The following is a 22642-nucleotide window of genomic DNA, read 5'->3' as shown; positions in this document are numbered from 1 at the left end:
GGTAACAGGCGATACCAGGCGCGCTCCAGTAAGGAGGGCATTTAAGCTCAGGTCACGGTTACGGACGATCGCGCCCCATGGCCGCTGCCATGGGGCGCGCACCGCTCAGACGTTGAGCAGGCGCTCACGCAGCTTGCCGATCTCGTCCCGCAGCTGGGCTGCCGCCTCGAACTCCAGGTCCCGGGCCAACTGGTACATCTTTTCCTCGAGCTGGCGGATGCGCTTGGTGATCTCGCTCGGCGAACGCAGCTCGTTTTCGTAGCGAGCGCTCTCCTCCGCGGCCTTGGCCATGCCCTTGCGCTTCTTGCTGCGCGAACCTGGCACGGTGGCACCTTCCATGATGTCGGTGATGTCCTTGACCACCCCCTTTGGGGTGATGCCATTGGCCTGGTTGAAAGCCAGTTGCTTGTCGCGCCGGCGCTCGGTCTCGCCGATGGCGCGCTGCATGGAGCCGGTGATGTTGTCGGCGTAGAGGATCGCCTTGCCATTGAGGTTACGCGCAGCGCGGCCGATGGTCTGGATCAGCGAGCGCTCGGAGCGCAGGAAGCCTTCTTTGTCGGCATCGAGGATCGCCACCAGCGACACCTCGGGCATGTCCAGGCCTTCGCGCAGCAGGTTGATCCCCACCAGCACGTCGAAAGTCCCCAGCCGCAGGTCGCGGATGATCTCCACCCGCTCCACGGTATCGATGTCCGAGTGCAGGTAGCGCACACGGACGCCGTGGTCAGCCAGGTAGTCGGTGAGATCCTCGGCCATGCGCTTGGTCAGCGTGGTCACCAGCACCCGCTCCTCCAGGGCCACGCGCTTGGTGATTTCCGACAGCAGGTCGTCGACCTGGGTCAACGCCGGGCGCACCTCCACCAGGGGGTCCACCAGGCCGGTGGGGCGTACCACCTGCTCCACCACCCGGCCGGCGTGCTCGGCCTCGTAGTTGCCGGGAGTGGCGGAGACGAAGATGGTCTGCGGGCTGACGCCTTCCCATTCGTCGAAGCGCATCGGCCGGTTATCCAGCGCCGAAGGCAGGCGGAAGCCATATTCCACCAGGGTTTCCTTGCGCGAACGATCGCCCTTATACATCGCGCCGACCTGGGGCACGCTGACATGGGACTCGTCGATCACCAACAGGGCATCGGGCGGCAGGTAGTCATACAGGGTCGGCGGCGGCGCCCCGGCCGGACGCCCGGACAGGTAGCGCGAGTAGTTTTCGATACCATTGCAGTAGCCCAGCTCGAGGATCATCTCCAGGTCGAAGCGAGTGCGCTGCTCCAGGCGCTGGGCTTCCACCAGCTTGTTGTTGGAACGCAGGTACTCCAGGCGCTCCTGCAGCTCCTCCTTGATTCCATCGACGGCCTCCAGCAGGGTCTCGCGCGGGGTCACGTAGTGGCTCTTGGGATAGAAGGTGAAGCGTGGCAGCTTGCGGATCACCTCGCCGGTCAACGGGTCGAAGGCACTGATGCTTTCCACTTCGTCGTCGAACAACTCGATGCGGATCGCCTCCAGGTCGGATTCCGCCGGGTAGATATCGATCACGTCGCCGCGGACCCGGAAGGTCGCGCGGGCGAAGTCCATGTCGTTGCGGGTGTATTGCAGGTCCGCCAGGCGCCGCAGCAAGGCACGCTGGTCGAGCTTGTCGCCGCGATCCACGTGCAAGACCATCTTCAGGTAGGTTTCGGGGCTGCCCAGGCCATAGATGCAGGACACCGTGGTGACGATGATCGCGTCCTTGCGCTCCAGCAACGCCTTGGTCGCCGACAGGCGCATCTGCTCGATATGGTCGTTGATCGAGGCGTCCTTCTCGATGAAGGTATCGGAGGACGGCACATAGGCTTCGGGCTGGTAGTAGTCGTAGTAGGAAACGAAGTACTCCACTGCGTTGTTCGGGAAAAACGCCTTGAACTCGCCGTACAACTGCGCCGCCAGGGTCTTGTTCGGGGCCAGTACCAGGGTCGGCCGCTGCACTTGCTGGATGACGTTGGCGATGCTGAAGGTCTTGCCTGAACCGGTCACACCGAGCAGGGTCTGGTGCGCCAGGCCGGCCTCGATGCCTTCGACCATCAGGCGGATGGCCTCCGGCTGGTCGCCGGCAGGCTGGAAACGGGTAACGAGCTGGAACTCAGACATAACCTACCTCTGGAATCATCCTGCGCGGCGCGACCGGACAGCAATGGGAAAGACCACGTACGACCCAGGTCGTCGAGGAAAGAAAACGGGAATATTCAGAATGTGGAGCCAAATCCCACAGCTTTCAAGGTAAAGGTCCTACACCCGCTAACACGCCGAATGTTGCAATAAGACTAACGGTCAGAAAATAACCCGAAAAACTTGTCGCAAAAGGCTAATAGCCTGTCGCCCGCCGCGATGATGGCCTCTATACTAGCTCCCCGTTTGTGCACCGCTCTAGTGCATTCGGCTGGAGCGCGACACGTCCCTCCACACTCCATTCAGAGCCGCCGTAAAATGAGCCTGTTCTCCGCTGTCGAAATGGCACCACGCGATCCAATCCTGGGCCTCAACGAAGCATTCAACGCCGACACCCGTACCGACAAGGTCAACCTTGGGGTGGGCGTGTACTGCAATGAGGAGGGACGCATTCCACTCCTGCGCGCCGTTGTCGAAGCCGAGACGATCCGCGCAGCCCAGCATGCCTCCCGTGGTTACCTGCCGATCGACGGCATCGCCGCCTACGACCAGGCGGTACAGAAGCTGCTGTTCGGTGCCGACTCGCCACTGCTGGCCGCTGGCCGCGTAGTCACCACCCAGGCCGTCGGCGGCACTGGCGCCCTGAAGATCGGTGCCGACTTCCTCAAGCAACTGCTGCCCAATGCCGTGGTCGCCATCAGCGACCCGAGCTGGGAGAACCATCGCGCGCTGTTCGAGACCGCAGGTTTTGCGGTGCAGAACTACCGCTACTACGACGCGGCCACCCATGATGTGAACCGTACCGGCCTGCTGGAAGACCTGAACGCCCTGCCAGAGCAGTCGATCGTGGTGCTGCACGCCTGCTGCCACAACCCGACCGGCGTCGACCTGAGCCCCGAGGACTGGAAGAACGTCCTGGAAGTGGTCAAGGCCAAGAACCTGGTGCCGTTCCTGGACATGGCCTACCAGGGCTTCGGCGATGGCATCGACGAAGATGCCGCCGCTGTCCGCCTGTTCGCCGACTCGGGCCTGACCTTCTTCGTTTCCAGCTCTTTCTCCAAGTCGTTCTCGCTGTACGGCGAGCGTGTCGGCGCGCTGTCCATCATCAGCAGCTCGAAGGAAGAAAGCGCCCGCGTGCTGTCCCAGGTCAAGCGCGTGATCCGCACCAACTACTCCAACCCACCGACCCATGGCGCCACCATCGTCGCCGCGGTGCTCAACAACCCGGAACTGCGTGCCCAGTGGGAGCAGGAACTGGCGGAAATGCGCCTGCGGATTCGCGGCATGCGCACCCAGATGGTCGACCTGCTGGCCAAGGGCGCCCCACAGCACGACTTCAGCTTCGTTGGCCGCCAACGCGGCATGTTCTCCTACTCCGGCCTGAGCGCCGAGCAAGTGGGCCGGCTGCGCAACGAGTTCGGCATCTATGCCCTGGACACCGGCCGCATCTGCGTTGCCGCGCTGAACCAGAGCAATATCGGCGCGGTGACCAAGGCCATCCTCCAGGTGATCTGAGCCACTGCCGGTAGCCTGTAAACAAGAGGGGAAGCCACGGCTTCCCCTTTTTCATGGGCGCCCGGCATTCTCCCCCACGCCCTCTAGACTCAAACCGTGTCTTGCCAAGCGAGAGCCGCCAATGAAAAACGATGACCTGCGGGCCGAACGCGACGACCCCGAACATTACCTGCCCCGCTCGCAGAAACGCGAAAAAAGCCTGGTGCTGCAGATCGCCCTGGGCGTATTCCTCGGGGGCCTGGCGTTGTGGCTGGTGCAACTGGCGGCCAATGCGCTGATGGCCAGGCTGATGCTTGGCACCTTGACCTTCGGTGGCTGAGGGCAGCGTCTGCACACCGGAAGAAAAATTCGCCTTTTTTCTTCAAGCGCTTGACTTCCCTTTTTGAATCAGTAAGATACGGCGCATTCCGCGATAGCTCAGTTGGTAGAGCAAGTGACTGTTAATCACTGGGTCCCTGGTTCGAGTCCAGGTCGTGGAGCCATCTTCCAAGACTGATTTGCCACGCAATCCACGAAGAGCGCCCTGCTCCTCAGGCAAATCGGCTCAAGCAATATCTCCTCAGATACCTCCTCCGCATGCCAGCCAGGCATGCGGCCAAGCTATTCATGTATCCCTGAAAACCCCATGCACATGCCTGGTTGCTTTGGCGCAAGGGCCTGACGTAGGCTGTGCGCCTCTTTTTCCAACCAGTCAGACAATGATGTCCGTGCCAGCACAGTTAGCGTGCAGTTCTTCCTCTAACTCCCCTTCGGCCAGCCTGGCCATTGTCCAGCATGACTGCGCGATCAATCGTCGGCGTCGCAGCGTGCTGTTCGCCTTCACCTTCTCTCCGCCCCAAGGCCTGCGCTGACCGCGACTGCCCCGGCACCCGTAACCCCCTGCGATCCGAACCTGGCGCAAGCGACCTGAAAACAACTCGCTTGCCCCAAGACCTGCGCGCGCCACCAGGGTTCGTCCGGCAATCGTCTGCACCGCCGCCGGCGTCACGACGCATGACTGCACCTCTTTACTTTATCTAGGCACCTGGAAATCCGGGTGCAGGTCTCGAGCAATGAACAAAGCCTTGTTAGCCGCCCTGATCCTGGGCATTTCCATCGTCGGCCTGAGCATCGGCTCCAGCGTGCCGATCCTGGCCCTGCGCCTATACCAGGCCGGGGCCTCCAACAACCAGATCGGCCTCATGTCGGCCCTGCCCGCCGCCGGCATGATGCTCTCGGCCTTCCTGGTCAACATCCTGTGCCAACGCCTGACACGCCGCCAGATCTACCTGCTGTGCTTCAGCCTCTGCGCCCTGAGCGTGGCCGCCCTGGAGTTGCCGGGCCTTGATCTCTACAGCCTGGGCCTGGCGCGTATCAGCATGGGCCTGGGCGCCGGGCTGATCATTATCCTCGGGGAAACCTGGGTCAATGAAATGGCCGAAGACAGCAGCCGGGGACGCCTGGTGGCGGTCTATACCACCTGCTTCACCTTTTTCCAGCTGCTGGGACCGGGCCTGGTGTCGGTACTGGGCACCGAAGGACCGGCCGTGCTGGGCATCGTCACCATCGGTTATGCGCTGGCCATCGCCGTGGTCTGGCTGACCCTGCCCCGGGAAGATGCCCCGAGCTCCCACTCCGAAAGCCGGACCTTCTCGGTACTGGGCTTCATCCGCGTCGCCCCGGCACTGTGCGTGGGCATCCTGTTCTTCGCCTTCTTCGACAGCATGGTGCTCTCGCTATTCCCGGTCTATGCCGCCGACCATGGCTACAGCATCAAGCTCGCCGCCCTGATGGTGACCGTCATTCTCCTGGGCGACACGGCGTTCCAATTCCCCCTGGGCTGGCTCTCGGACAAGCTCGGACGCCCCGGAATCTACCTGGGATGCGGCATCATCTCGCTGCTGATCGGCCTGGGCCTGCCGGTGTTGATGCAAACCCCCGGCCTGCTCTGGCCGAGCCTGCTGATCCTCGGAGCCGCGGCGGGTGGCATCTACACCCTGGCGATCGTCCTGATCGGGCAGTCCTTCAGCGGCCCGGACCTGGTCACCGCCAACGCCAGCGCCGGCCTGCTCTGGGGCATCGGCAGCCTGCTCGGACCGCTGCTCAGCGGCGCGGCCATGGGCGGCGGCAGCTACGGTCTGCCCCTGACCCTATCGGCAGCCGCCGCCATCGTGGTGCTGTTCGCCCTGTCCCTGGTGCGGCAGGGCCAGTTCAAGGTCGCACAATAAGCATCTGCGGGCGCGGCCAGTGATCATTCACAGGTCGCGTCTTTGTCATTACCATCACCCCTCCCTCCCCGCCCATGGACACCTTTGCGATGGACCGAACCCTGCGCCTCCTGCCGCTGTGCGGCCTGCTGTTGCCTTTATCCCTGCCAGCCCTGGCCGAACCTGCGGTGGACTGCGCCGCCCTGGGCGAAAAAGCCTCCCGGGAAGCCGGCGACTATCGCCCGCCCCTGGAGGCCAAGGTGATCGGCACCGGGCGCCTGCATTTTCACAGCGCCCCGCACGCGGCCTGCATGGACAAGAAGCTGTTCGTGATTCCCGGCGATGGCCTGACGGTGTACGCCGCCACCGAGGACGGTTGGGCCCAGGTCATGTACATCGCCAAGGATGGGGAGGACTACAGCGGCTGGGTCGAGGAACAGCGCCTGAAACTGGGAGGGCACTACGGCGGCGCTCAACTGCCGGCCGACGCCAGCGCCCTGATCCAGCGCCACGAGGAATGCCAGCACTTCGCCGGCGAGGAGCCTTATGACGCCGAGCGCCGAGCCGAGCTTGAAAAGGCGGTGAAGGAGAGCTGCACCGGCGTGGATCGCCAACTGGCGACACTGCGCCAGCAATACAAGGACGACCCCGAGGTCCTCCAGGCCCTGGCGCCCCTGGAGAACCTGGAATAAGCAAAAACCGGCGCCTGGGCGCCGGTCGTCAGTAACCACGGAGCCACTCAATGGGTGGTTTCGACGCTGCCACGAACCTGGCTGGGTGGCGTCGCTTCGCCTTCCGCCCCGACCGCCGGACCATCGGCCAGCAGCGGTACTTCCTTGCCCTCGGCATCATGCAGCTTGCCCCCGCTGAAATAGTCCCCCTCCCGCAGGCCGGCGATGTCCTGGAAGCGCAGGCTGCGCTCGGTACCGGCGACGAACACCGACTGCTGGTCCGAGTTGCCAGTGGTGAAATGGTTGAACGCCAGGTTCAGCAGGATCGCCATGATCGCCGAGGAACTGATGCCCGAGTGGAATATCGTTGCGAACCAGCTGGGGAAATGATCATAGAAGCTCGGTGCGGCAATGGGGATCATGCCGAAGCCGATGGAGGTAGCGACGATGATCAGGTTCATGTTGTTGCGGTAGTCGACCTTGGACAAGGTGCGGATACCACTGGCGGCCACGGTGCCGAACAGCACGATGCCGGCCCCGCCAAGCACCGAGGTCGGTACGGCGGCGATGACCCGCCCCATGAACGGCAACAGGCCGAGGATCACCAGGAACAGGCCACCGGTGGCCACCACGAAGCGACTCTTGATCCCGGTGACCGCTACCAGCCCGACGTTCTGGGCGAAGGCGCTCTGGGTGAAGGAGCCGAAGATCGGCGCGATCATGCTTGACAGCATGTCGGCCCGCAGGCCATTGCCCAGGCGCTTGGAGTCGACCTTGGTATGGATGATCTCCCCTACTGCGAGGATATCCGCCGAGGTTTCCACCAGGGTCACCATGACCACGATGCACATCGACAGGATCGCCGCGAGATGGAAGGTCGGCATGCCGAAATGGAACGGCGTGGGCAAGCCGAACATCGGTCCCTGGGTCACTCCGGAAAAGTCAGCCATGCCCAGGAACACCGCGACCACGGTGCCGATGACCATCGCCAGGAGAATCGAGAGTCGAGAGATCGCCGCACTGCCGACCTTGCTCAGCAGCAGCACCAGGACCAGGGTGACGGCAGCCAGGCCGATGTTCGACATGCTGCCAAAATCCGCCGAACGGCTATTGCCGCCCATGGCCCAGCGCGCCGCCACGGGCATCAGCGTCAGGCCGATGGTGGTGATGACGATACCGGTGACCAGGGGCGGGAAGAACTTGGTGATGCGGGAAAACACCGGGGTGATCAGCAGCCCGATCAGGGATGCAGCGATCACCGCGCCGAGCACCGACTGGAAACCACCCTCGCCGCCACTGGTGACGATCGCCACCATGGTCGACACACCCGCGAAGGACACCCCCTGCACCAACGGCAGGCGGCAGCCGAAGAACGGCACCCCCAGGGTCTGCAGCAACGTGGCCAGCCCCCCGGCGAACAACGAGGCGGCGACCAGCAGGCCGATTTCCGCCGGCGCCAGGCCGGCAGCCTGGCCGATGATCAGCGGTACCGCGACGATGCCGCCATACATGGTCAGCACGTGTTGCAGGCCATAGGCCATATTCGCGCCAACACCCAAGTTTTCGTCTTCGGGCCGCTGCTGTGAAACCTGAGGGGTAGTCATGGTTTGGGGTTCCCTGTTTTTGTTATGCGCACACTGTATGCAACATCAAAGAGAACTGTCCATAGAATTGTATACAGTTTATCCGCCAACTTTCCGGCGTCTTCGGCTCGCAAAACCATCGCCCAAACTGCTGCTCGCGATTCTGTCGATGCCCCGGCCACACCGGGAAAAAGCCGTTGCAGAGCCCTCGCTTCAGGGCCACCGAAACCCTGGGCAAGCAAAGTCATGGACTGGCCAGCCTCACCTGGCGGCCCAATAAAAAAGGGCCGATCCGACAAACGAATCAGCCCTTGGGCGCGATCAGCCAACCCACCGAGGCAACGGCACCTGGATTCTGTACACAGTCGCGGCACATCACAGCGCGACGCCAGGTGCTGGTCAGCCCTGCGTCATGCGGGTACGACTTCGGCTTGCAGCAGTCGCTCCAGCACCTGCGGCAGATCTGGATGGTCCGGCAGGCGCAAGGCGAACTCACCCTGCAGCAGACTCATCAATTCCTCGACCTCGGTGATCTGGCGGCGCTCGCTGGGCTGGCCCATGCGATGCAGGGCGTAGCTCTGGTTGTGCAGGGTATGGCGTACTCCCGGGCCGATCCGCGCCACCATCAGTTGGCCGAGAAACGGCGAGGCCGGATGAGTGGAGACGTACCAATTGCCCATTTCGTAATCCACTTCGCCCTGCACCTGCAGGTCGAACACGTACATCGCGCGCCATTCATCAGCGACCTTGGCCCGCAGGATGTAGCTGTCGTCATGCCGGATGATGCGATAGGGCTCATGGGGCGTGGCCTGCTCCTGCTCGGTATCGAGCAGCAAGGGCGCGGTCGGCACCATGCCGCCGAAACCCACATCGACGATATAGCGCCGGCCATCGAGTTGCAGCAGCGTCAGGCGATGACTGCGAGGCGTGAGCGCATCTTCCGGTCCCCCCATCACTACCCGTCCGGTGATGCCCCGGACCTCGTAGCCCAAGTGCTGCAGCAGCTCCAGGAAGAGCTGATTGAGCTCATAGCAGTAGCCGCCGCGTCCGTCCTGCAAGATCTTGCGCTCCACCGCCGCCAGATCGATGGGTACCGGTGCATGCAGCAAGGTCGAGAGACTCTCGAAAGTGAACCGGCAGACATGGCGCAGCTGCAGCTCCTGCAGGGTTTCCAGGGTGGGCGCTGGCGCTCGGTCGTAGCCGAGACGGTGCAGGTAGAGGTCGAAGTTCATCAGGTGCGGCTGGCTCATGCACGGGTCCTTGATTGAGTGTCGCGCAAGGCTCCGGCAATCCGCGTGCCGATCCATTCGAGCAACGCCAGCCCCTGCATGTCGGGTTTATGTATAAGCCAGAACAGACACGGATCGACAATCGATTCGGCTGATATTTTTTATCGCATTGGTCCCGGATTGGCCCTTGCCAAGCCGTGTCCGGGGTCCTGTAATAGCCGACCGCCCAGCCCAGACCTGGAGAATCCCCCGCCATGCGCCCACTGGAAGGCCCGCGGATCATCCTGCGCCCCCTGCAAGAGAGCGACGCCGACGCCCTGGTCGAAGCGGCCCGGGACGGCGAACTGTGGAACCTGCCCTTTACCGTGGTGCCCTCACCCAGCACGGTCGGCCACTACCTGGCCAGCGCCCTGGAGGGCCGCGCCGCCGGCAGCGTGCAACCCTTCGCCACCCTGCTGCGCGCCACTGGCCAGGTCATCGGCTGCACACGGTTCTGGAAGATCGACCGGCACAACCGCAAGCTGGAAATCGGCAGTACCTGGATAGCCAGCCGCTGGCAGCGCAGCTTCGTCAATACCGAAGCCAAGTACCTGATGCTGCGTCATGCCTTCGAGGATATGGCCTGCGTGCGGGTACAGTTCACCACCGACGAGATCAACCACAAGTCCCGCGCGGCGATCCTGCGCCTGGGCGCACAGCAGGAGGGCATAGTGCGCCACGAACGCATCATGCCCGATGGCCGCAAGCGCAACTCCGTGCGCTTCAGCATCATCGACGACGAATGGCCGGCGGTACGCCAGCACCTGGAACAGTTGCTCGAGCGATCCGCCGCCCACTGACTACCGGCAATCAACTACAAGGATGCAGTCATGCCCACCACCCTGACCTTTCGCCATGCTCGCCACGAGGACGCCCTGTGCCTCGGCGGCCTGGCCACCCAGGTCTTCTTCGATACCTACGCCCTGGATGGCATGCGTGCCGACCTGGCCGAGGAGGCCCTGAGCGTCTACGCCCCGGAGCAGTTCCGCCAACGCCTGGCCGATCCCCGGCGAATCCTGCTGCTGGCCGAAAGTGAGGGGCACCTGCAGGGGTTCGCCGAGCTCGCCGCCAGCGGCACCCGCCCGCCCCTGGAACAACTGGCCGACGGCATGGAACTGGTGCGCTTGTACGTCCAGCGCCATGCCCAGCGCCAAGGCATCGGCCAGGCCCTGCTGAGCCAGGCGGAAAACCTCGCCCGGGGACGTGGCGCCAGCTGCCTGTGGCTCTGCGCCTGGGAGGGCAACCAGCCGGCCCTGGCCTTTTACCTGGCCCAGGGCTATGACGCGGTGGGTGTCACGAGCTATGAGTTCGGCGGCAATAGCTATGGCAACCAGGTGTTCTGCAAGGCCTGGTAAGGCTCAGCGATCGGAACGCTGCAGTGGCTGGGCGGACAGCGCCGAGACCCGGTTGCGCCCCGTGGCCTTGGCCTGATACAGCGCCGCATCCGCCCGCTCGATGAACACCTCGGTACTGTCGCGGCCGCTGGGCACGAAGGCATAGCAACCCAGGCTGACCGTCACGCAACCGGCCGCCGAACCGCTATGGGGAATGTTGTGCGCCATGACGCTCTGGCGGATCTGCTCGGCCATGGCCACCGCACCGTGGATATCGGTGTCGGGCAGCAACACCGCGAACTCCTCGCCACCGTAGCGCACCGCAAGGTCGGCCTGGCGCTGGCAGCAGGCTTGCAGCGCCTGGGCCACCTGCGTCAGGCAGTGGTCGCCGGCAACGTGGCCGTAGGTGTCGTTGTAGCGCTTGAAGTAATCGATATCGACCATGATCAGGGCCAGCGGACTACTCTGCCGGGCCCCTCGGCCGAACTCGATCACCAGGGCCCGCTCGAACAAACGCCGGTTGGCCAGGCCGGTCAGGCTGTCATGGGTGGCGATCACCTCCAGCGCCTCTTGTGCCTCGCGCAAGTCGGCCTCGATCTGTTCGTTGTTGCGCACCTGGTTGACGAAGACCCAGCCGAACAACCCGACTCCCAGCAACACCAGGGCGACGATGGCCGTCGACTGGTAGGCCGAGGCATACCAGCCCTTGAGAATCGAATCCTTGGAATTGGCGGCAGCCACCACCAACGGGTACGCCTGCAACTGGCGATAGCCATACAGGCGCGGCACTCCATCGACGATCGAAGTGATCATGGCATTGCCTGCCGGGGCTTCAGGCAGGTATTTGGAAAAGATCTCGCCCCGGGACAGTGAAGCCCCGACCTGGCGAGCCTCGAATGGCCGCCGGGCGATCAGGGTGCCATCGGAGAGCGCGAGGAACATCGTCCCCTGCTCGTCGATATTGAAGCTTTTGAAGAACTGGTCGAAGTAGGTCAGCTTGATGCCGGCCATCAACACGCCCTGGAAGTTCCCAGCCTCGTCGTTGATGCGGCGGGAAATCGGGATGATCCATTCGCCATTGGCACGACTGCGGATCGCCGGGCTGATATGGGCCTGCAACGAAGCGTTCTGCTGGTGGAAACGGAAGTAGTCACGATCGGCCACGTCCTTGCCATGGGGTGAATCGTTGAAAGAGCTGACTACCCACTGGCCCTGCCGGTCATAGAGGAATACCCCGCTGAGCTGACTCAGGGCCAGCACCCGCCGGGCGAAGATCTTCTGCAGCCGCTGACGTTGCTCCGCCCCCTCGCCCAACGCCTCGATCCATTCGGAGAGGCTCATCAGCACCAGGTCGGCCTCCATGAAGGTGTCTTCGGCCTGCTGGGCCATGGCCTGGGTCAAGTTGGTGGAGTTGACCTCGGCCTGGGCCAGGTCATGGCGCCAAGACTGCTCCAACTGCAAGTACAGCAAGCCGCACAGGCAGAGGAAAACCATGGAGATGAAACCTACCGCCGCCTTGAGCAAGGGCAGGCGTTTCAAGGTGCCACCAGGGGCATTTACATCGTATATGGGGACAGGCAATGGGTCGTCCTGACGGGAAAAGGCGTAATTTGCGACGCAAATCCCTTTGTTGTTGTCTTGGCCAGACCGGATACGCGGCAACCGGCTGGGAAGCGAGCGGATCGGCACATCGAGGGTTATCGGCAGCGCCTGGCAATGCCTGAAGCATAGATCGCCATGGCGGTATTTCCGCTATGCGTCTTGGCCGACGACCGCTGGGGCGGCGCAGTATCGCACAACGCCCCCCACCCAATGCAGCTCTCCCAAACCAACCGGCCACAAGCTGACCGGCCAGCCAAGCAGCCACAGACTGGAGATTTTTGCTGATGGCTCTTTACTAGCATCCCCTTTATCAGAAAGAATCATTTCCCCACCTTCGATGTGGGAAATTCTGGTCTATAAACAATTCCAAAAATAACTGTACCGAACCCAACACATCGACCCATTTCCCCGCGCCGCTTGGTCGGGCAAATCGCGATGCTGGAATAGTTGACCGCCAAGGAGTGGAAGTTGACCAGGGGCATCACACTCGAGCGTTTCAGTTTCCGGCCCATGCGCCAGCAGCGGCTTCGGCTCCTGATCGACCATCGCGCCATATCCGGTTTGGGGGCTTGCGCCCATGTGCACTGACCTGGCTATCAGGACCCAGGGCCTGGGTAAGTGCTACCAGATCTACGACCATCCCAGGGATCGCCTGCTGCAGATACTGTTACCCAACAGCAGGCAGCGCTATCGCTCGTTCTGGGCGGTCAAGGATGTCTCGCTGGAGGTGCGCAAAGGCGAAAGCCTGGGCATCATTGGCCGCAACGGCAGCGGCAAATCGACCCTGCTGCAATTGATCTGCGGTATCGTCAGCGCGTCCTCGGGCAGCGTGACCAGTCACGGACGAATCGCCGCCCTGCTGGAGCTGGGATCGGGATTCAACCCGGAGTTCACTGGCCGCGAGAATGTCTATCTCAACGCTACGGTACTAGGCCTCACTCGCGAAGAAACAGAAGCGCGCTTCGAAGAGATAGTGGCCTTCGCCAACATTGGCGAATTCATCGACCAACCTACCAAGACCTATTCCAGCGGCATGCTGGTGCGCCTGGCGTTCGCCGTCTCGGTGTGCGTCGAACCGGACATCCTGATCGTCGACGAGGCGCTGGCCGTCGGCGATGCCTCGTTCCAGTTCAAGTGCCTGGAACGCCTCGAACGCCTGACCCACCAGGGCACCACGCTGTTATTCGTGTCCCACGACATGAGCATGGTCAAGCGCTTCTGCAACCGGGTTCTGTACCTGCGCAACGGCGAAGTCCGGGGCAGTGGTGCACCTGAGGAAATGGCCGAACTCTATTTGCTGGATATGCGCGACGAGCAGCGACGCTGGGCCAGTGATGGTGCGATCCAGGTCACCAGCAAACCTGCACTCGCCCAAGACCAGGGCATCGCCTTCGGTACCCACGAAGGCCAGATCGCTTCGGCGCTGTTCAGTGCCACGGGGACCTCATACTGCAGCTTTGTCCATGGCGACCCGGTGGAGATCGAGGTCCAGGCCCTGGTCAGCGACCAGGTCGCACGTCCCAATCTCAGCCTGACTGTGCAGGAGGCTAGGCTGCTGGTGGTCGCAGGAGCCAATGTGGCCTTGGCACGCCAGGCCCCACAGCAAGGCTGGTGCAGCACCAGCACACGCTTGAGATTTGCCGCCAACCTGGCGCCCGGGCGCTATCACGTCACCCTCAAGCTGATGAATGGGGAAACCGAGGAGACGTCCCAACTGATCGAAAAACAGGTCGCGCCCCTGGCCTTCGATATCTTGCCGGGGGACAAGCATTTTCTCGGCCTCGTCGACCTGGATATCCGTGCGGTCGAGCCTGAGCAGCCGAGTATCGCCAGAGCAGCCCCCCGCTCAGCGGACAAACCTTGGCGGGTAGCGATCCTCGGCACCTTCGATGTTGCCAACTACGGCGACCTGCTGTTCCCCATCATCGCCGAGCGCGAACTGCAGTCGCGCCTGGGGGCAGTGCAACTGCGTCCCTTCTCTTATCACCAACGCCGCACCCCGCAGTGGCCCTACGACGTGACTTCAGTAAGCGAGCTGCCCGAGTTGGTGGACTCCCTGGATGGGATGTTGATCGGCGGCGGCTTCATCGTTCGCTTCGACAAGTTGGTGGCCGTCGGCTATTACCCGCCGACGCCGCTGATCCACCACCCCACCGGCTACTGGCTGTCCCCTGCCCTCCTGGCCCTGCAACACGATGTGCCGCTGATCTGGAATGCCCCGGGCATGCATTGCAACGAGATCCCGTCCTGGGCCCGACCGCTGCTCCAACTGTCCCTTGAGCTAAGTCCCCATGTACGGGTACGCGACGCCCTGTCCCGGGAGGCCTTGTCGGCACTTAGCGAACAGGCGCAGGTCGAGGTGCTGCCGGATACCGCCTTCGGCCTGGCCAATCTCGTCGACCTGCAACAGCCCTCGGCCGAGTATCGCCAATTGTGCAAACAGGCAGGCCTGGGCCGTCGATACCTGGTGGTGCACACGATCGCCGGCCTGGAGAACTTCCTGCAATTGTGGAAAACCCAAGGCACCGACCTGGAGCAGTGGCAACTCTTGCTGCTGCCCATAGGTCCGGTGCTGGGCGACCATGAATCGATCCTTGGCGACGACCTGCCGCGAGCGGTGACCCTGCCCTACTGGCCAGAGCCACTGTTGCTGGCGGAAATTCTCGGACATGCCGAAGGCGTGATCGGCCACAGCTATCACCTGGCGATCAGCGCCCTGGCTTTCGGTGTCCCCATCTTCTGTTCGGCCAATCTGCACACGGGCAAGTACACCGCCCTGCTCGACTACCAAGGCATCTACCCGCTGCCGAACGGCGAGCCCATCGCCCTGGAGTGGTTCCTCGAACGCCTGCGACGCCGGTCCCCCTGCCCTCGCCTGGAAGCGGCCAGGGAGCAGCTGCGCGAACACTGGGACAGGGTGGCCGAACTGATCCGTCAAGGTCGCCGCCCTACCCGCCAATGGATGAACCGGCTCTGGCAAGACCTGCCCAACCTGCTGGAAGGCCAACAACAGGAGTGGCGTGAGGAGTGCCTGCGCCAGCGCGCCGAACTCGATGAGCTGCGCCGGCAAATGCGGCAGTTACAACAGTTTCAGGAATGACAATGGCCCGCCACGGACCAGTCCCACGTCGAATGGGACTGGCCGTGGCCCCGGCTCCTTGCGTGGCACCGCAACACTGCGTCGCACATGACATGGATTCAAGGAGGAAGAACATGCTGCTGGACCTGAAGATGCTCGCCCACCAACCGTTGCACCAGCAGCCCTTTCGCTGGGGCCGGATCGATGGCCTGTACTCGGCCGATGATGCCGCCACGCTGGCGGCCAGCTACCCCCACGATGCGTTCAAGCGGGTATACGGCTATGGCGGGGAAAAGGACTACGAGTACCAGGCACGACAACTGGTGGAGTTGGGCACCGGACGTATAGTCCACGCCCAGGGCCTGAGTCCGAGCTGGTTGCAACTGGCCACCGAACTGACCCGGCCAGCCTATCGCCTGGCCTTGTCGATGCTGGCCGACATGGACCTGCGTACGGCGCCGATGGAGGTCAACGTCTTCCATTACGGCCCCCAGGCTTGCCTGGGCCCACACCTGGACCTGGACGACAAGCTGGTGACCCACATCCTCTACTTCAACGATACGTGGAGCGTCGAGGATGGCGGTTGCCTGAACATTCTGCGCTCGGCGGACCCGCAAGACGTCGTCGCGGTAATCCCGCCACTGGTGGGCAGCTCGGCGCTCCTGGTACGGAGCCAAAGCTCATGGCATGCGGTCTCGCCGGTGGTGGACAGTTGTCGGACCTCGCGACGCAGCATGACCGTGACCTTCTACCGACCCGGGTCGCAGAGCTCCATGTGGCCAGCGGATGACCAGACACCCCTGCACTCCTATGTGAGCCAGCATGAATAAGCCAGGATCGTCGCCAGTGCCAGCACAAGAACATGCCCAGGCGATCGTCGAGCGCGATGCCGCCCTGGCACATATCGAGCATATGCGGCGCTCGCGCTCCTGGCGCCTGACCCGCCCACTGCGGATGCTCCTGCAACTGCTGCGTCACGGGGCCGTCGGCAGTGGCAGCGAATATCCGCTCCCCATCGCGCCAGCCCCACGGTTGCTGGCGCCCAGGCCTGCGCCGGAAATCGTACTGCCCCCTGTTGACGCGCAACCGACGACGCCGGACAGCCAGGGGCCATTCGACCTGCTGTGCTTTGCCAATATCGACTGGTCAGCCAGGTTCCAGCGCCCCCAGCAGCTGATGACGCAGTTCGCCGCCCATGGCTATCGGGTGTTCTATATCGTCCTGGCCCCCACGCCTGGACAGCCATATCAGGTACGCGAAGTGGCTCCGAGAGTCTACGAGGTGCACCTGCGCGGGCACTCATCCCAGGATCCCTACGCCACCTGCATCACCTCGGGCAACCTGCGCAGCAACCTCGAGGCCCTGCAGGACCTGGTCGCCGACTTCCGAATCAAGACTGCCGTGTCAGTGGTCCACCTGCCCTACTGGACTCGCCTGGCCTTGCACCTGCGTCAGGAGCGAGGCTGGCTGGTGCAGTACGACTGCATGGACGAATGGCAAGACTTCCCGAACATCGGCGCCCCGTTGCTGGCCGAGGAACAAGTGCTGGTGGAACAAGCCGACCTGGTCACCGTCACCGCTTCGGTGCTGTATGACAAATGGGCCAGCCGCTGCCACCGGTGCGTGCTGGTGCGCAACGGCGTGGACTTCGAATTCTTCGCCCGCCATTGCACGCCCAATGCCTTGCTCGCCGATCTGCAAGGGCCGGTGATTGGTTTCTATGGCGCACTGGCCGAATGGGTCGACCTGGAACTGATCGCGGCCATCGCCCGGCAACGGCCAAAATGGAACCTGGTGCTGGTCGGCGATGTATTCGTCAACGACCTCGCCGGCCTCGAGCGACTGCCCAACGTACACCTGACTGGGCGCCAGCCCTACACCCAGATGCCGCAGTACCTGTATCGGTTCGACGTCTGCATCATTCCGTTCCGCCTGTACAACGTGACCCATGCCGTAGACCCGGTGAAATTCTACGAATTCATCAGCGCCGGCAAGCCGGTAGTCTCGGTGCCGCTTCTGGAAATGCAGCTCTACGCGCCCTACCTGTACTTCGCCGAAGGAGCTCCAGGCTTCGTGACCCAGATCGAAAAGGCCCTGGAGGAAACCGACCTCCAGCGCTGGGAGCGGCGCATCGAACTGGCCAGGGCCAACGACTGGCGGCACCGCTTCGAGGACACCCGCGACGCGCTGGTGGCCCTGTATCCGAAGGTCTCGGTGGTGGTCGTCACCTACAACAATGTCCAGCTGACCCGAGGCTGTGTCGACAGCCTGCTGGATAACAGCGCCTATCCCAACCTCGAACTGGTCATCGTCGACAACGCCTCCAGTGATGACACCCGTAACTATCTGCGCTACCTGGCCCGTACCGAGCCGCGGGTGAACATCGTGCTCAACGCGCGCAATCTCGGCTTCGCTGCCGCCAACAACCAAGGACTGCGGCGCGCCCAAGGCGATTACCTGGTACTGCTCAACAACGACACCGTGGTCCCCAGGGGTTGGCTGACGCCCCTGCTGCGCCACCTGGCCGACCCCGGGATCGGCCTGGTGGGGCCCACCACCAATGCGGTGGGCAACGAAGCCAAGGTCCGGATCGACTACCAGCGACTCGATGGCCTGGAAGATTTCGCCGACCGCCGCGCAAGCCAGTATCACGGGCGTTGCTTCGATATCCCGATGCTCGCCATGTTCTGCGTGGCATTGCGCCGCGAAGTGCTGGAGCAGGTGGGCTGGCTCGACGAGACCTTCGGCATCGGCATGTTCGAGGACGATGACTACAGCCGCCGGGTACAGACAGCGGGCTGGCGCACCGTATGCGCCGAGGACGCCTTCATCCATCACTACGGCCAGGCCTCGTTCAAGGCCCTGATCCCGACCGGCGAGTACCAGCGCTTGTGGGACAGGAACCAGGCCTATTTCGAAAGCAAGTGGGGCACCTGGAAGCCTCACAGCCCACGACACCGGGAGATGGAAGCGGACGCCCCGAAATCAAGGATCGCTGACTGAACCCATCAATCGGCTCCAATCAGAACAAGAGGCCAAGCGTGCTGAAGAACATCATCAACAAACTCAGTGGGCCGGTCGCGCCCTCCTCCACCGCAGTGGACAACGAAACCGAAGAGCAGCGGCGCAAGGCCCGGACCGCTGAACACTGGTCGCAAAACCAGGCTGGCTCGGACCCGTTTTCCGCAGACGTCTACTGGCGTGCAGTACCGGCCATCCAGCGACGCCACCAGCAGAAGGCTACCGCAGGAAGCGGCCATGATTATTGGGTGTCCTACTGCCTGGACACCTTTTTCGGCGACCGCCTGCCCGTGGCCCGCATGCTCAGTGTCGGCTGCGGTACCGGGGACCTGGAGCGCGACCTGTACAACCTCAAGGCATTCCAGCACTGCGACGCCCTGGACATCGCGCCCGCGGCCCTGGACACCGCCAGGGCCCAAGCGGCATTCCTGGGCGCCGGGAGCATCGATTACCAGTTGCTCGATGTCGAGCGTACGGAGCTACCCAGCGCCCATTACGACGCGGTCTGGTTCAACGGCTCGATGCACCACATCCGTGAACTGGAAAGCGTCTGCGCCAATGTTCGCCAGGCGCTGAAGCCCGACGGCTGGCTGTTTCTCAACGAGTACGTCGGCGCCAATCACTTCGCCTTCGACGAAACCCAGTGCGCGGCCATCAGCCATGCCTTCGCCCTGATTCCGCCCTCGATGCGGTATTCCTTCGTCCAGGGTTCCTATGGCCAGGTGCAAAACCAGGTGCCACTGCCCGATCCACTGGAGGTGGTGAAGGTCGACCCCTCGGAAGCCGTGCGTTCCCAGGACATCCTGCGGGTGGTCCAGGAGCATTTCGATATCCGTGCCTTCAACCCTTGTGGCGGCACCCTGCTGCAATTTTTGCTGCATGGCATTGCCGGTAACTTCCGGGATGACGATCCGCAGGCTATGCGGATCCTGCAAATGCTCTTCGACATCGAGGACGGCTTGATCGAATCAGGCACGCTGCACAGCGATTTCGTGATCGTCGCCGCGACCCCGAAACCCTGGGACACCAGCCGTTGAGATCGTCCGTGACGAGAGCCTGGTAATGAGCCAACCCACAGCTGAGCTGCTCAAGCACCTGCGCAGTGCCTACCAGCGCTTGCCGCTACCGACGCCGGCCAAGGCCCTGGTTAGACGCTTGTACCGCAGCGCCTGGCTGCCAGCCTGGCGCGCGCTGCGCCGCTACCAGCAGGCAAGCCGGCCGTTCGTCCCCGCGCCAGGTTTGGTACCGGCAGCACCAACGCAATTGCCCGACTACCTGGTATGGGGCGCCATCGACTGGGATCTGCGTTATCAACGCCCACAACAGTTGGCCCATGGCCTGAGCCTTGCGGGGCGGCGGGTGTTCTATATCGCAGCCAGCCTGGAAGACGACCTGCGTGATGGCTTCAGCGTACGCTCCCTGGATCGTCAGGGCCGGCTGTTCGAGGTACGGCTGTTCGCCTGCAAGGCGCCGGTGATCTACCAGGGCCCGCCCGACGCCGGGACGATCCGGCAGCTGTGCCGCAGCCTGGGCCAGTTCCTCGGCTGGGTGGACGCACCAAGGGTGGTCTCGCTGGTCCAGCACCCATTCTGGTTTCCGGTAGCCAGGCTGCTGCCCAACAATCACCTGGTCTATGACTGCATGGACCATCACCAGGGCTTTGGCAACAATGCCCATGGATTGCTGCCATTGGAGCAGCAACTGCTGGGCGAGGCGGACCTGACCCTTTTCACCTCGGAGTGGCTCGCGCAGCACTGGAAGCAACAGTGTCCGACCCTTGCCGATAGCCCACAGGCCCTGCTACGCAACGCTGCCGACTTCGAGTATTTCTCCAAGGCTCCCCGTCACTGCCACCGGGACCCAAGCGGCCGCAAGGTGATCGGTTATTACGGTGCGCTGGCCGACTGGTTCGACGTGCAACTGGTATCGACCATCGCCCAGGCCTTCGCCGATTGCACAGTGCTGTTGATCGGCGCAGACACGGCAAAGGTCGGCTCACGACTGCGCAGCCACGCCAATGTCAGGCTGACCGGCGAAATCCCCTATACACAACTGTCCGCCTATCTGCATGCGTTCGACGTGTGCATCCTGCCGTTCCGGATCCAGGCGCTGACCCTGGCCACCAACCCGGTGAAGGTCTATGAGTACCTGAGCGCAGGCAAGCCGGTAGTCGCGGTGGACCTGCCCGAACTGCATGAATTTACCCCTTTGGTGAGAATCGCCGGGGATGCGCAGTCCTTCATCACCGCCATCGCCCAAGCCCTGGACGAGCCCGAACCGGCCAAGGCGGCTCGGCAACGCCAGGACTTCGCCCGGCAACAGACCTGGAACCACAGAGTACGGACGCTGCTGGCCCTGGCCGAGACTCCCCAAACGCAACCGTTGATCAGCGTGATCGTGGTGACGTGCAATAACCTCGCCTTCACCCGTGACTGCCTGGCCAGCCTGGACGCCGATCCTTCGGGCCGGGAACTGGAGCTGATCGTCGTCGACAATGCCTCCAGCGACGGCAGCGTCGAGTTCCTGCGACAGTGGGCCGCCAGCGGCGGGCACCAGCTGATCCTCAATACCAGCAACCTGGGCTTCGCCGCCGCCAACAACCTGGGCCTGGCCAAAGCCCGGGGCGAGTACCTGGCACTGCTCAATAACGATACCCAGGTCACCTGCGGCTGGGCCCAGAGCCTGCGCCGGCACCTGCAACGCAATCCCGGGCTGGGCCTGGTCGGGCCGGTGACCAACAACATCGGCAACGAGGCCAGGATCGACATCGGCTACCGGACCCTCGGGCAAATGCCCGCTTGTGCCCGGCAATACACCTGGCGCCACATCGGCCAATTGGTGCCCTGCGCTACCCTGGGTTTCTTCGCCGTGATGCTGTCGCGCTCGACCTACCTGCGCGTTGGCCCGCTGGACGAGGCCTTCGGACTGGGATTCTTCGAAGATGACGATTATTGCCGGCGGGTGGAGCAGATCGGGTTGTCTTGTGCTTTCGTCGAGGACGTCTTCATCCACCACCACCTGTCCGCGTCGTTCGATCGGATGCCCGAGGGCCAACGCCAGCAACTGTTCAATCGCAACAAGGCGCTTTACGAAGCCAAGTGGGAGCGCTCCTGGGTACCCCATGTGTCCCGGGAGAAGTCATGAGGCTGGTCTACCTTTCACCCGTCAGTTGGCACAGTTTTGCCCAGCGTCCCCATGAACTGGTCCGCCAATTTCACGCGGCGACCCGGGCTCAGGTGCTATGGGTCGAACCGTATCCCACGCGCCTGCCGGGAATCTCCGACCTGCTCGGCCAACGCCCGCCCCAGGGGCCGCGTGAGCCGCAGCCCGCCTGGCTGACGCTGGCCAGTCCGCGGGCCCTGCCGATAGAGCCGCTGCCCGGATCGGGATGGTTGAACAGCCTGCTCTGGCGCGGCCTGGTGCGCCAGGTGCGAGATTTCGCCCAGGGCATCACGCTGCTGGGCATAGGCAAGCCGTCCAGGCTGGCCCTGCAGTTGTTGCGTGAACCGATTTTCGCCAGCAGTTTCTACGATGTCATGGATAACGTACCGGCCTTCTACCGGGGCTGGTCACGCCGCTCCATGAGTCGCCGCCAACACGAAACCGCCCGGGCCGTGGACATCACCTTGGCTTCCTGCTCGGCTTTGCAGCGCTATTGGCAAGGACAAAGGGTCCACACGCAATTGCTGCTCAATGCCTGCGCCACCGAACGCTTGCCCGCCCTGGGGCTGCGTCGCTCCGGTAGCGCGGTGGCTGCGCCCGTATTCGGTTATGTCGGAACCCTGGCCAAATGGTTCGACTGGGATTTCGTGCAGGCTCTGGCACTGGCTTTTCCTGACGCGGAAGTACGTTTGATCGGCCCTCAATATGGCGCTGCGCCAACCTCCCTGGCGACCAACATCCGTCTTTTGCCGGCGCTGTCCCACGCCGATGCGCTGCAAGCCATGACCGAATTCGCTGTCGGGCTGATCCCCTTCAAGCGCAACGATCTCACTCGCTTCGTCGATCCGATCAAGTATTACGAGTACCGGGCACTGGGTTTGCCGGTGGTCAGCAGTGCATTCGGAGAAATGACCAACCGCCGGGATATTTCGGGAGTATTCCTCTGCGACGAGGTCCGGGACATCACTCAAGTCGCTCGACAAGCTCTGGACTTCAGTGAACCCAAAGGCAACACCCTTGCGTTTCGCGAGAACAATTCGTGGGCAAAACGCTTCGAGGTGGTCCATGCCGAGATCCTGTGA

16 protein-coding genes and 1 tRNA gene are annotated in these 22642 nt (G+C 63.1%); 13 read left to right on the top strand and 4 right to left on the bottom strand.

Going from position 1 to position 22642, the window contains the following annotated elements:
• Window positions 1–105: 105 nt before the first annotated feature.
• Complete coding sequence (uvrB, locus tag C4K40_RS10315) at window positions 106–2121, bottom strand: excinuclease ABC subunit UvrB (protein ID WP_053138709.1); 2016 nt, start codon at window positions 2119–2121, stop codon at window positions 106–108.
• A 336-nt stretch (window positions 2122–2457) separates the two neighbouring features.
• Here uvrB and C4K40_RS10310 point away from each other — a divergent pair, with 336 nt between their 5' ends.
• The 5 genes from C4K40_RS10310 (at window position 2458) to C4K40_RS10290 (ending at window position 6532) form a co-directional block, all read left to right on the top strand.
• Window positions 2458–3654 carry an amino acid aminotransferase gene (locus C4K40_RS10310; protein WP_022643423.1) on the top strand — a complete coding sequence of 399 codons (1197 nt, stop codon included), beginning with the start codon at window positions 2458–2460 and terminating at the stop codon, window positions 3652–3654.
• 121 nt (window positions 3655–3775) lie between these two features.
• A complete protein-coding gene (locus tag C4K40_RS10305) occupies window positions 3776–3973 on the top strand; it encodes a hypothetical protein (RefSeq protein ID WP_053138707.1) in 198 nt (65 codons plus the stop codon).
• Between the two features lie 87 nt (window positions 3974–4060).
• Window positions 4061–4136 (top strand) — tRNA-Asn (locus C4K40_RS10300).
• 570 nt (window positions 4137–4706) lie between these two features.
• Window positions 4707–5861, top strand: coding sequence for an MFS transporter (locus C4K40_RS10295; RefSeq protein ID WP_053138705.1), 1155 nt, complete (start codon window positions 4707–4709; stop codon window positions 5859–5861).
• A gap of 89 nt (window positions 5862–5950) precedes the next feature.
• Window positions 5951–6532: a hypothetical protein gene (locus C4K40_RS10290; protein WP_022643420.1), complete on the top strand. Its 582-nt coding sequence runs from the start codon at window positions 5951–5953 to the stop codon at window positions 6530–6532.
• Window positions 6533–6579: 47 nt separating this feature from the next.
• Here C4K40_RS10290 and C4K40_RS10285 read toward each other — a convergent pair whose 3' ends face one another.
• Both C4K40_RS10285 and C4K40_RS10280 read right to left on the bottom strand, forming a co-directional pair.
• On the bottom strand, window positions 6580–8115 hold the full coding sequence (locus C4K40_RS10285) for a nucleobase:cation symporter-2 family protein (protein ID WP_031321355.1): 1536 nt from the start codon (window positions 8113–8115) through the stop codon (window positions 6580–6582).
• A 389-nt stretch (window positions 8116–8504) separates the two neighbouring features.
• Complete coding sequence (locus tag C4K40_RS10280) at window positions 8505–9344, bottom strand: arylamine N-acetyltransferase (protein ID WP_022643418.1); 840 nt, start codon at window positions 9342–9344, stop codon at window positions 8505–8507.
• 233 nt (window positions 9345–9577) lie between these two features.
• Between C4K40_RS10280 and C4K40_RS10275 the strand changes: the two genes are divergently transcribed.
• Window positions 9578–10162 carry a GNAT family N-acetyltransferase gene (locus C4K40_RS10275; RefSeq protein WP_053138703.1) on the top strand — a complete coding sequence of 195 codons (585 nt, stop codon included), beginning with the start codon at window positions 9578–9580 and terminating at the stop codon, window positions 10160–10162.
• 30 nt (window positions 10163–10192) lie between these two features.
• Window positions 10193–10717, top strand: coding sequence for a GNAT family N-acetyltransferase (locus C4K40_RS10270; protein ID WP_053138701.1), 525 nt, complete (start codon window positions 10193–10195; stop codon window positions 10715–10717).
• 3 nt (window positions 10718–10720) lie between these two features.
• On the opposite strand, the gene C4K40_RS10265 is transcribed toward C4K40_RS10270, so the two are convergent.
• Window positions 10721–12277, bottom strand: a complete 1557-nt coding sequence (locus C4K40_RS10265) for a GGDEF domain-containing protein (protein WP_053138699.1) — start codon at window positions 12275–12277, stop codon at window positions 10721–10723.
• A 598-nt stretch (window positions 12278–12875) separates the two neighbouring features.
• On the opposite strand from C4K40_RS10265, the gene C4K40_RS32205 reads away from it, so the two are divergent.
• From C4K40_RS32205 to C4K40_RS10235, 6 genes are all read left to right on the top strand, one after another.
• Window positions 12876–15398, top strand: coding sequence for a polysaccharide pyruvyl transferase family protein (locus C4K40_RS32205; RefSeq protein ID WP_022643412.1), 2523 nt, complete (start codon window positions 12876–12878; stop codon window positions 15396–15398).
• Between the two features lie 116 nt (window positions 15399–15514).
• Complete coding sequence (locus C4K40_RS10255) at window positions 15515–16207, top strand: 2OG-Fe(II) oxygenase family protein (protein WP_031321353.1); 693 nt, start codon at window positions 15515–15517, stop codon at window positions 16205–16207.
• Between the two features lie 16 nt (window positions 16208–16223).
• The gene (locus C4K40_RS10250; RefSeq protein WP_022643410.1) at window positions 16224–18380 is read left to right on the top strand and encodes a glycosyltransferase; all 2157 of its coding nucleotides are present in this window, start codon (window positions 16224–16226) and stop codon (window positions 18378–18380) included.
• Window positions 18381–18418: 38 nt separating this feature from the next.
• Entirely contained in the window at window positions 18419–19435 is a 1017-nt protein-coding gene (locus C4K40_RS10245; RefSeq protein WP_256224323.1) for a bifunctional 2-polyprenyl-6-hydroxyphenol methylase/3-demethylubiquinol 3-O-methyltransferase UbiG, read from the top strand.
• A gap of 25 nt (window positions 19436–19460) precedes the next feature.
• Window positions 19461–21542, top strand: a complete 2082-nt coding sequence (locus tag C4K40_RS10240; RefSeq protein ID WP_053138693.1) for a glycosyltransferase — start codon at window positions 19461–19463, stop codon at window positions 21540–21542.
• On the top strand, window positions 21539–22642 hold the full coding sequence (locus C4K40_RS10235) for a hypothetical protein (RefSeq protein ID WP_053138688.1): 1104 nt from the start codon (window positions 21539–21541) through the stop codon (window positions 22640–22642). The genes C4K40_RS10240 and C4K40_RS10235 overlap by 4 nt, the downstream gene beginning before the upstream one ends.

This window comes from Pseudomonas sp. CMR5c (assembly GCF_003850545.1).
GTDB lineage: Bacteria > Pseudomonadota > Gammaproteobacteria > Pseudomonadales > Pseudomonadaceae > Aquipseudomonas > Aquipseudomonas piscis.
The sequence above is the reverse complement of the archived record's forward strand: the minus strand, read 5'-3'. Positions and strand labels throughout refer to the sequence as shown.